At 44.9% G+C, this 11,068-nt stretch carries 8 protein-coding genes; 5 read left to right on the top strand and 3 right to left on the bottom strand.

Going from position 1 to position 11,068, the window contains the following annotated elements; genetic code table 11:
• The first annotated feature begins 120 nt into the window (after positions 1-120).
• The 3 genes from R8O70_RS08455 (at position 121) to R8O70_RS08445 (ending at position 4,036) form a co-directional block, all read left to right on the top strand.
• Entirely contained in the window at positions 121-1,389 is a 1,269-nt protein-coding gene (locus R8O70_RS08455) for a DUF945 family protein (protein WP_064368075.1), read from the top strand.
• A gap of 137 nt (positions 1,390-1,526) precedes the next feature.
• Positions 1,527-2,621: a 3-phosphoserine/phosphohydroxythreonine transaminase gene (gene serC / locus R8O70_RS08450; protein WP_005378000.1), complete on the top strand. Its 1,095-nt coding sequence runs from the start codon at positions 1,527-1,529 to the stop codon at positions 2,619-2,621.
• A gap of 83 nt (positions 2,622-2,704) precedes the next feature.
• Positions 2,705-4,036, top strand: coding sequence for a D-serine ammonia-lyase (locus tag R8O70_RS08445; protein WP_213893761.1), 1,332 nt, complete (start codon positions 2,705-2,707; stop codon positions 4,034-4,036).
• Between the two features lie 98 nt (positions 4,037-4,134).
• Here the strand turns inward: R8O70_RS08445 and cydC are convergent, their stop codons facing one another.
• The 3 genes from cydC to trxB form a co-directional block, all read right to left on the bottom strand.
• Entirely contained in the window at positions 4,135-5,856 is a 1,722-nt protein-coding gene (gene cydC / locus R8O70_RS08440; protein WP_065274397.1) for a heme ABC transporter ATP-binding protein/permease CydC, read from the bottom strand.
• Positions 5,849-7,636: a heme ABC transporter permease/ATP-binding protein CydD gene (gene cydD, locus R8O70_RS08435; RefSeq protein WP_065274398.1), complete on the bottom strand. Its 1,788-nt coding sequence runs from the start codon at positions 7,634-7,636 to the stop codon at positions 5,849-5,851. Before cydD ends, cydC begins: the two co-directional genes overlap by 8 nt.
• 103 nt (positions 7,637-7,739) lie before the next feature.
• Positions 7,740-8,699 carry a thioredoxin-disulfide reductase gene (trxB, locus tag R8O70_RS08430; protein ID WP_005377991.1) on the bottom strand — a complete coding sequence of 320 codons (960 nt, stop codon included), beginning with the start codon at positions 8,697-8,699 and terminating at the stop codon, positions 7,740-7,742.
• A gap of 359 nt (positions 8,700-9,058) precedes the next feature.
• Here trxB and R8O70_RS08425 point away from each other — a divergent pair, with 359 nt between their 5' ends.
• Entirely contained in the window at positions 9,059-9,715 is a 657-nt protein-coding gene (locus R8O70_RS08425) for a 2OG-Fe dioxygenase family protein (RefSeq protein ID WP_005377989.1), read from the top strand.
• Positions 9,699-10,934 (top strand): cysteine desulfurase-like protein, encoded by a 1,236-nt coding sequence (locus R8O70_RS08420; RefSeq protein WP_065274399.1) that lies wholly within the window; start codon positions 9,699-9,701, stop codon positions 10,932-10,934. Before R8O70_RS08425 ends, R8O70_RS08420 begins: the two co-directional genes overlap by 17 nt.
• Positions 10,935-11,068 lie beyond the last annotated feature (134 nt).

Genomic DNA, 11,068 nt, shown 5'->3' with positions numbered 1-11,068 from the left:
GAGCCAAGTATGATTCCTGATTAATGGACTAGAATAAGCATCAATAGTCTGATTTGTCTCAATGTTTTCTCCACAGGTGGTTTGGGGTAGACTGACCGAAAATATCTAATAAGTGACGTTATGCAAAATCTTAAAAAAATCGGCGCCATTGGTGGTGCTATCTCATTAGCACTGTGTTGGCCATTGGCTGTCGGACAAATTGGTCAGTCCATCATTGAAGATGGTATTACCAATATGAATGATGAAATGATTAAAGGCGAAGTGGTCGAGTATCAGCGTGGCTATTTGTCTTCAGTCGTGCTGACTCGTTATTCAGTTGTTGATCCTGAGCTTAAAACGCAGTTAGAGCGTGATGGTATGCCAACGACGTTTGACGTAACCAGTGATGTTAGCCACGGTCTAACAAGCCTAACAGCAGATTCAAAATTGGTGGACAATGACTTTTTGCCTCTCACGATGCATAGCCAGACTCAACTAAATGGCAATACAGCATTTATCCTCGACCTAGACAGTTGGCATTATCGTAACGAAGCGCAAGGTGTTTCTGTTTCTACAAGCCCTGCAAAAGTAACAGGTGATGTGACGGTATTGGGTGATCTCAATTACCAAGTTTCCGTTCCTTCTGTTCAAGTGGATTTTGAAAACGGTGAAGAGCTTCATCTGAATGCATTGACAGGGCAAGGTAAAGGAAAGCAAGCAAAAGGCTACTGGTTAGGCGAGCAATCTTTCTCTCTAGAGAAGCTAGATGTGGTTGATGCGAACTTGACGCCTGTCTTTTTGATTGAAAATGCGAGCTACCGTGGTAACACTACGATGAGTGAGTCTGGTGATAAGCTGAACAGTCAATTAAACCTAGATGCTAAGAAACTACGTTTAACTGATGGGACGGATGTCGATAACTTTAAGTTGGATTTCTCAATTGCAGATGTGGATAGCCAGTCTTTTGATCAAATTATGTCTATCTATCAAGGCTCTCCTATGTTAGATGAGCAGGAAATTGCGAATTTATTGCCGCATGTCGATACGCTGTTTAGCAAAGGTTTTGATTTATCCGTGAACGAGCTTTCACTCGCATTCGGTGACGGCAAGTTCCACAACGAGTGGCAACTATCCATCCCTGAAGGTACTGAGCATATTACTCAAGATCCAATGAAGTTGGTGACGGCCACTACTGGTGAACTTAGCACTTACTTCTCTGATGAATTAGTAACGCATTACCCATTTATTCAAGAAGGGATTGATGAGCTCCTTATAATGGAGTTGATCGAAAAAGTAGAGGGCGGTTATCAATTAAAAGCAGAAATTGGTGAAGGCAAATTGAAGTTCGAAAATGGGCATGAGTTCCCATTGGTGGCTCTACTTATGCCTGCTTTGATGCAACAACAGTAATTCGTGTTGTTGCGAATTTGTTCCAATTCAACGCTTAGTCTTTAAAAAGAGGTCGTAAGACCTCTTTTCTTGTTTTTATCACTGCGAAAACGTGATATTAATTTCTTAATATTTACATAGCAGGAGCAATGAGCATCATGGAACAAAATACGGACAACGTATTTAACTTCAGTGCAGGGCCAGCAGGTCTGCCTAAAGCAGTTATGCAGCAAGCACAACAGGAACTAATCGATTGGCAAGGCCTTGGTACTTCGGTCATGGAAATCAGCCACCGAAGCAAAGAGTTCATCAAAGTTGCAGAAGAAGCCGAGCAGGATTTACGTGATCTTCTGAATATTCCGGACAACTATAAAGTACTGTTCTGCCAAGGTGGTGCTCGTGCTCAGTTTGCTGCTGTTCCTCTAAACTTACTTGGTGATGCCGATACGGCAACTTACATCGATGGTGGTTATTGGGCTGAAAGCGCGGTAGCTGAAGCGAAAAAATACTGCGAACCAGACGTGTTTGATGCAAAAACAGAAATCAACGGGAAAGTCGCGGTTCTACCTGCAAGTGAATGGAAAATTGCTCCAGAAGCGGCTTACGTTCACTTCTGTCCAAATGAGACCATTGATGGTATTGAGATTAACGATCTTCCTATCACCGACAAACCGATTGTTGCTGACATGTCTTCGACAATTCTTTCTCGTGAAATCGATGTGTCTAAATACGGTGTGATTTACGCGGGCGCTCAGAAAAATATTGGTCCTTCCGGCATTGCTATTGCTATCGTGCGCGATGATTTATTAGGTATGGCGAAGCAGGTTCTACCAAGTATCTTGGATTACACTGTTTTGGCAGAAAAAGAATCAATGTTCAACACGCCACCAACCTTTGCATGGTACCTGTCTGGTCTTGTTTTCAAATGGCTGAAGGCACAGGGCGGAGTAAAAGCGATTGAGCAAGTGAACCGCGCTAAAGCCGCGCTACTGTATGATTACATCGATCAGTCTGATTTCTACCGTAATGGCGTGCACTCAGCGAACCGTTCTTTGATGAACGTGCCATTTCAACTTGCTAAGCCTGAACTGGATGCAACCTTCCTTGAGTTAGCAGACTCTAAAGGGCTGAAAGCGCTAAAAGGTCACCGAGCAGTTGGTGGTATGCGAGCATCCATTTATAACGCAATGCCGCTAGAAGGCGTTCAAGCGTTAGTAGACTTCATGCAAGAGTTTGAGAAAAACTACGCGTAAGCTCAAACTGATAGTTGTTCTCCAAAGCGTCGCTATTGCGGCGCTTTTGTTTATCTCAACTCACATCATTCCAGGAAGGTAAAATGACCAAGGCAAATATTGAAGCGCTGACTAAGCAGTTCCCACTCTTGGCTGCACTTATTGATCTTGAAGAGGTTTGTTGGTTCAACCCCCATATCACTTCCTTGGAGGAAGGCTTACCTCATGTCGGGTTAGATGAAAAAGATATTCAAGCGGCGAGTGAACGGCTAACACGATTTGCGCCTTATTTGATGAAAGCGTTTCCCGAAACGGAAACGTCGCGTGGCGTTATTGAGTCCGCAGTGGTGGATATTCCCAATATGAAAGTGCGTTTGGAGCAGCAATACGACACGCCAATATTGGGCCATTTAATGCTCAAAAAAGACAGTCATTTGCCAATTTCTGGTTCGATCAAAGCGAGAGGTGGTATTTATGAAGTGCTCACTCATGCAGAAAAGTTGGCGTTTGATGCCGGCTTGCTCTGTGAAAGCGATGATTACAGCAAATTGTTCAGCAATGAGTTTCGGCAGTTTTTTAAGCAGTACAGTATTGCGGTTGGCTCAACCGGCAATCTTGGTATGTCCATCGGCATCATGAGTGCGAAGCTGGGTTTTTCAGTTTCAGTCCACATGTCTGCGGATGCGCGGGAATGGAAGAAAAATAAGCTCCGGTCACATGGTGTTAATGTCGTAGAGCACCAAGAAGATTATGGTATTGCTGTCGAGCAAGGTCGTAAAGAGGCAGAAAAAGATCCCAACTGTTTCTTTATCGATGATGAAAACTCACGGACGCTGTTTCTAGGTTACTCTGTTGCGGGTGAGCGTCTTAAGCAGCAATTTGATGACTTGGGAATCGTGGTTGATGAGCATCATCCATTGTTTGTTTATCTTCCTTGTGGTGTTGGCGGTGGACCTGGTGGGGTGGCATTTGGCTTGAAGGTAGCATTTGGCGAGCATGTCCACTGTATTTTCGCAGAGCCAACGCACTCACCGTGCATGCTGTTGGGCGTACATACAGGCTTGCATGACGATATTTCGGTACAAGATTTGGGTATCGATAACATCACCGCCGCTGATGGTTTGGCAGTCGGGCGTGCCTCGGGATTTGTCGGAAGAGCGATGGAAAGGCTACTTGATGGTTTTTACACCATTGATGACGCTCGTATGTATCACCACTTGGGTGAGTTAAGTGAACTGGAAGGTATTAATCTAGAGCCTTCTGCATTAGCCGGTATGATTGGGGCAGTGCACGTCTCGAATAACCATGCTTATCAGTCTCAAATGAAATTTGACGAAGAAAAACTCAAAAACGCAACACATCTTGTTTGGGCAACTGGTGGGGGCATGGTTCCGGAAGATGAAATGGCGGCTTATCTCAAAAAATCTGGTCGGTAAATCAGCACTGTATACGTGCTTAATTAGGTAACTAATTAATACAGGAATAACAAAAGGGCTCATCGTTTGATGAGCCCTTCTCGTCACTGAAAATCGAATTATAGAGATTGTAATAGCTGGTAGTAACGACCTTTTTGAGCGAGTAGCGTTGGATGGTCGCCTTGTTCGATGATCTCACCTTGTTCCATCAAACAGATGCTATCCATACTTTCTAACTCTATCAGTCGGTGTGTAATGAATACTACTGTCTTATTAGCAAAGTGTTCATTGAAAAGCGCCATCACTTTTTGTTCCGTACGCTTATCGAGGCCTTCAGTCGGTTCATCTAAGAGTAGGATTGGGGCATCACGTAGCAATGCTCGAGCAATACCGATTCGGCGTTTCTCACCACCAGATAACTGACGACCGCCGTCGCCTAACCAAGCGTCTAAACCCGGCTCTTCAAGAAGTCCGCCAAGCTCGACTTTTTGTAAAATAGTAGACAGTTGCTCATCACTTGCGTCCGGAGCGGCCATGAGTAAGTTGTCACGTAGTGTCCCGTTTAGTACATCTACGCGTTGACTGACCACAGTCATTGCTGTTCGCAGGTCAGACTCGCTCCAATCTTGCAGTTTTGCACCACCGATTCGAACTTCACCTTGGTTAACATCCCAGTAGCGGCAAAGAAGCTGAATCAGTGTTGATTTACCTGAACCTGTTTGACCTACAATTGCAGTTTTAGTGCCCAACGGTAGTGAGAGTGACAAGTCTTTCAGTACCTTTTGCTGACCGTCAGGGTAAGTAAAATCTATGTTGTCGAATTCAATGTCTAACGTTGTGTCTTTATGTTTCGACTGCTCAGGGAAGACAACGTCAGGTTCAGCCAAAATTACTTCATTTAAACGACGAGCAGAGGTCAACGTTTGACCGAGATACTGGAATGCGCCCGCGATAGGCATCAGAATCTCAAAGCTCGCCATGGTTGCAAACGCAAACAGCGCAATCCAAGGATCAGGAGCACGACCACCTACGCCGTCTGCAGCAAACCAAAGCATCACAACCAGTGTAAGGCCGTTCACCAGCATAAGCAGGCCTGAAGCCATGCCCGTTAAATTCGCGTTCACAAATTGGTTAGACAGCAACTGCTTCTGCTTCTCTAGAATGAGATTACGATAACGTTCTTCTGCTCCAAAGATACTCAGTTCACTGTAGCCTTGAAGCCAGTCCAGTGTCGCCACTCGAAATTGCGCTTTATGATGAGTGAGATTCTCGCCATTGTTTTTACCCAGTTTATAGAACAGTACTGGCCATACAAACAACATGACGGTAAGAATCGAGCCAAGCAGTAGGGCGAGATGCCAATCAAAGAACGCCAGGATAGCCGTTAAACTCAATATGCCAAAAATACCAATCACGACAGGGCTGATAAGTCGAAGGTAAACGTGATCCATCGCATCTACGTCCGCTACTAGGCGGTTGAGCAGATCGGCATCACGCATCGTAGAAACACGACCCGGAATCAGTGGTGCAAGTTTCTTAAAGAAGAAGATACGTAGATCGGTAAGCAGCTTGAACGTTGCATTGTGGCTAACGACACGTTCTCCCCATCGACCTGCGGTTCGAGCCATTGCAGCGCCGCGTACCCCGGCACCTGGTAACATGTAGTTGAAGGTCTCACGAGCAACCGTCAAGCCTGCCACCGCTGCGGCTGAAATAAACCAACCTGATAGCGTTAATAAGCCAATAGATGCCGCTAAGGTCAGAAATGCCAGTAGCATACCTAGCGAAAGACCAAACCAGTGTTTCTTATAGAGTTTTAGATAAGGGAGTAAATCACGCATCTAAGTTCCCCTTGTCTGTTTCACGTTGTGCGAGGTTCGCTTCCAACATGTCTTTAAATAAGCCATCTTCTGTCGACAGTGTGGCGTAATCACCACGTTGAACAATCCGGCCGTCCTGCATAACAAGAATTTGCGATACGTTTTGTAAAGGCGCAAGTTGGTGAGTAATCATCAAATTCGTTGTGGCATGCGCATACTTGTTAATGCCTTCCATCACGAGTTTTTCACTGCGAGCATCTAAGCTTGCGGTTGGTTCATCTAATAACCAAAAACGACCATTTTGTAGCATGGCGCGAGCCAGTGCTAAACGCTGCGCTTGGCCGACAGATAAACCACCAGAACGATCAGATATCGGATAATCCAACCCATGCATTTCAACAAATTCAGCAGCGTGAGAGTCATTCAACACAGAATGTACGTCTGCATCCTGAATATTGTGCTTACCTAGTGTGATGTTATCTCGAATGCTACCGTGTAATAGCATCGGGTTTTGACCAATCCAGCTTACTGCCTCTCGCCATGTGGCTAGATCCAGTTGCGACAATTCACAACCATTAATCTTCAAGCTACCTTGATAAGGCATGAAACCGAGGATGGTGTTTACCAAGCTTGTTTTACCTGCGCCACTTGGTCCAACTAAAGCCGTACTTTTGTTGGCTTCAAGAGAGAAGGATAGGGGACCTGCGAGCTGCTTACCTTCCGGACTAAAAATGGTTAACTGGTCCGCTTCAATATGGATAGGGCTGTTTTTATCTAACGCTTGGGTACCATCTTTGATTTGATCGACTTCCAAATCCAGAAACTCGACAATGCTTTCTGCTGCGCCAACCGCTTGCTGTTTCGCATGATAGAACGTGCCCAAATCACGTAATGGCTGATAAAACTCTGGCGCAAGAATCAGAATGAACAAACCAGCAAAGAGCGTAACACCCGTGCCGTAGTAGCCGAAGTCCAGCTCCCCGATATAACTAAAGCCAAAGTAGACAGCGGTAATTGCGATAGAAATAGAAGTGAAAAACTCTAACACCGCAGAAGACAGAAACGCGATTTTCAGAACGTCCATGGTACGAGTACGAAAGACTTCTGAAGCACCCTTTAGCGTCTCAGTTTCAGATTTTGTTCTATCGAATAAGCGAATGGTCGTCATTGCTTGCAAGCGGTCATAAAAGTGACCCGACAAACGCTGCATCGCTTTAAAGTTTTTACGGTTTGCTTCTGCGGCTTTCATCCCAACCAGTGCCATGAAAATAGGCACTAGTGGTGCAGTGACCAGGAAGATCAAGCCTGCTGCCCAGTTTACTGGGAATACGACAACCAAAATGATGAAAGGCACTAGTACCGATAATGACATTTGAGGCAAGTAGCGTGAGAAGAAATCTTGCATATCTTCTACCTGCTCTAAGATGAGCGTTGCCCAACTGCCAGCAGGTTTGCCTTTGATATAAGCTGGCCCAAGTTTATGAACTTTATCTAAAATGAGTTGGCGAATATAAACTCGAATTTGCTCCCCGCAACGGTAACCGGCAAGCTCTCGACCCCAGGTACAAGCAGCTCGACCGATAACCGTGCCACCGAGCCCAACAAAATGCCAAATGAGGTCGGCTTTGTCGACTTGGTCAATGATTAACTGGTGCAGAATGGAGGCGAGCAGGGCTGCTTGAGCCAATAAAAACACGCTTGAAAGTACGCCTAGGCCTATCGCAATCATAAGCCAGCGCTTGGCTAACTTACTTTGTTGCTTCAGCCACTTATTCAAGCTGCTTTGCTTTTTCTTATCCATCGTGAAGGCTTAATGATAATTGTTTTAATGAGGCGGTAGTATACAAAAGAAAACCCAGCGGGAATACCGCTGGGCTTTAAGGATATGACACAAATGTGAAAAGTTATTTGTCACCAAGTGAGTCTAAGAAACGTTCAGCATCTAATGCAGCCATACAACCTGTACCTGCAGAGGTGATCGCTTGACGGTAGTTGTGGTCCATTACGTCGCCAGCTGCAAATACACCTTCGATACTAGTTTGTGTTGCGTTGCCTTCAAGACCTGATTGAACGATGATGTAGCCATCTTTCATGTCTACTTGGCCTTCAAAGATTTGTGTGTTTGGCTGGTGGCCAATTGCGATGAATGCACCCATTACATCGATATCTTCTGTCGCACCGCTGTTCACGTCTTTAATGCGGACGCCCGTTACGCCCATATCGTCGCCCAGTACTTCATCGAGAGTGCGATCGGTATGAAGAACGATATTACCGCTTTCAACTTTATCCATCAGACGTTTCACAAGGATCTTCTCTGCGCGGAATGAATCGCGGCGGTGGATCAGGTGAACTTCTGACGCAATGTTAGATAGGTATAGCGCTTCTTCAACAGCCGTGTTACCACCGCCCACAACTGCAACTTTCTGATTACGGTAGAAGAAACCGTCACAGGTTGCACAAGCAGAAACGCCGCGACCTTTAAATGCTTCTTCAGACTCAAGGCCAAGGTATTTTGCTGATGCGCCGGTAGATATGATTAAGGCATCACAAGTGTACTCACCTGAGTCGCCTTTTAAACGAAATGGGCGTTGTGATAGCTCTACTTCATTGATGTGATCAAATACGATTTCAGTTTCAAAACGCTCGGCGTGTTCTTTCATGCGATCCATCAATGCTGGACCTGTCAGTCCCTCAGCATCGCCTGGCCAGTTTTCAACTTCAGTTGTGGTGGTTAGCTGACCACCTTGTTGCATTCCCGTCACAAGCACAGGGTTTAAGTTTGCACGCGCTGCGTAGACGGCAGCTGTGTATCCTGCAGGACCAGAACCAAGAATTAATAATTTACAGTGTTTTACGTCGCTCATTATGGCTCCAAAAAGGGCGTAACATTTCCCTCGATTGTATGGAAATTCTTAGTGCTTTAAAAGCATAAACAACGATTGTGATCGAATAATTGGTTATAGATTAGAACCCACTAAATATTGATAGAGAACGTTGACTTCTAGCATAAAATTCTATTCGTAGTAGAGAAGTCTAGTTTCAAATATTGTCAAAGCGTAAAACTGAAACATGGCTCTGTTTTTGTGGTTTGATTTGGTTTGTTATGTTGTTTTCGTCGTTTTGTTGAAGCTATCAACGTTAAAAGCTGGTAATTGCAGAATATTTGCGTAACCTAGTGTGTAAATTAAATGTTAATTAATGTGCCTCATTAAAGGAGCAAATGATGTTACATTCACGTGAGAATACTCTACATTTAACACAGCTCAGCATGGCAGCAATTGAGCAGCTTTCCCCATCGTTTGAAGAACTGCCTCGTACCGAACATGCAGATGGTCAGTATCGACTACGACGTTATTCTGTGGTTGGTTTTGATAACGGCAAAGTCATCGACTTAAATAAAAATAGCTTTGTTCAATCCTCTGATATCAACCGATTTCAAGGTGATGTTGTAAGACAATTCGAGCCAATTGAGAAGGATATTCTTACCAGCGATGGATTTCGAGAAATGTGTGAATTGTTTGTCAATGCGAATCATCTGCCAAACGGTCAAGAAATAGAAATTCACCAAATCCGTATCAGGGCACTGGAAGAAGAAACCCAAGTAGCACCTGAAGGTGTGCACCAAGACGGTTTTGATCACATTGCAATGGTTGGTGTGGGACGCCATAACATCATAGGTGGCGACATCATGCTGTACAGCAGCCATAACCAAGCCCCATTTTTCCGTAAAGTGCTAGAAACCGGAGAGGTCGCAATCTTGGCTGATAGCAAGCTGTGGCATAACGCGTGCCCAATCCGCTCTGTTATTGATGACGAAGCGGGCCATATGGATGTATTTGTACTCACGGCTACGGATAAGCGTAATGAACTTCAATCTTAATCAGATCAGAGAGCAATTTCCGGCGTTGGCTCAATACCACAACGACAAGCCCGTGACTTTTTTTGATGGTCCAGGTGGCTCACAAGTGCCTCAATTAGTACTAGACAGCATGGTAGGGTATTTAGGTCGTTTCAACGCTAACTTAGGCGGGCATTATTTTTCTAGCCAAGTGACCGTTGACGTAATGCAAAATGCGCGTGAGTCGGCTCAGGCTCTACTTAATGCCCCTTCATCTGGCAATATTGTCTTCGGTGCCAATATGACCTCACTAACCTTTCAGCTTAGTCGCGCGATTAGTCGAGATTGGCAAGTAGGAGATGAGATCATTGTTTCCGCTTTGGATCACTATTCAAATGTATCCAGCTGGCAGCAAGCGGCAGAAGATAAAGGCGTTACGGTTCATCAAGTTCGTATCAACGAAGAAGATTGTACGCTGGATATGGAGCATTTAAGCCGCCTTCTTTCTGATAAAACGCGCCTTGTCGCTGTGACTTATGCATCGAACACGACGGGCTCTATTGTGGATGTACAGCAAGTAGTCAGCATGGCGCACAATGTTGGGGCACAAGTTTATGTGGATGCCGTCCATTATGCGCCTCATCATTTGGTTGATGTTCAAGCGTTAGGTTGTGACTTTTTAGCTTGCTCAGCTTACAAGTTTTTCGGACCGCACGTTGGTATTGCTTACATAGCCGATCAGTGGCTCCACAGTATTCGCCCTTACAAAGTCGAGCCTGCCACTAATATAGGTCCAGGTCGATTTGAAACAGGAACGCAAAGTTTTGAAGGTCTTGCTGGTGTCGTTTCTGCGGTTGAGTATCTGGCTCAATTTGGTGAAGTCGGTTTACCTCTTCGCCAACGGTTGGAGCAAAGCTACCAACTGTATGAACAACATGAGCAGCGCTTGAGTGAGCGTTTCTTACAGCGTTTGAATGCATTAGATGGTGTCAATCTATTCGGTATCGCAAAGGAAGATAGCCAACTCCGCACGCCAACTTTTGCGCTAACGTTTGACCGATATTCTCCAGAATTCATCGCGAAAACACTGGGTGAACATAACATTTGTGTATGGAATGGTCACTTTTATGCGTTGGGCTTAGTTCGTCAACTTGGTTTAGAAGAATCGGGTGGTGTAGTGCGAATTGGTTGTATGCATTACAACACAATAGAAGAAGTCGATATGTTATTCGATGTGCTAGAAAGCATCCTTGACGCATAACTAACGATTTCTTCCTAATAGAAAAACAAAAGCTCGAGTCAAACTCGAGCTTTTTTCGTTTTCAGCCCTAAACCACCTACTTCAGTAGGTGGTTATCATCCGTTTCGGCTTTGCCTGTAAAACTACTCATGCTA

Origin of the sequence: Vibrio sp. 779(2023) (assembly GCF_033344285.1) — a bacterium.
Lineage (GTDB): Bacteria > Pseudomonadota > Gammaproteobacteria > Enterobacterales > Vibrionaceae > Vibrio > Vibrio alginolyticus.
The sequence above is the reverse complement of the archived record's forward strand: the minus strand, read 5'-3'. Positions and strand labels throughout refer to the sequence as shown.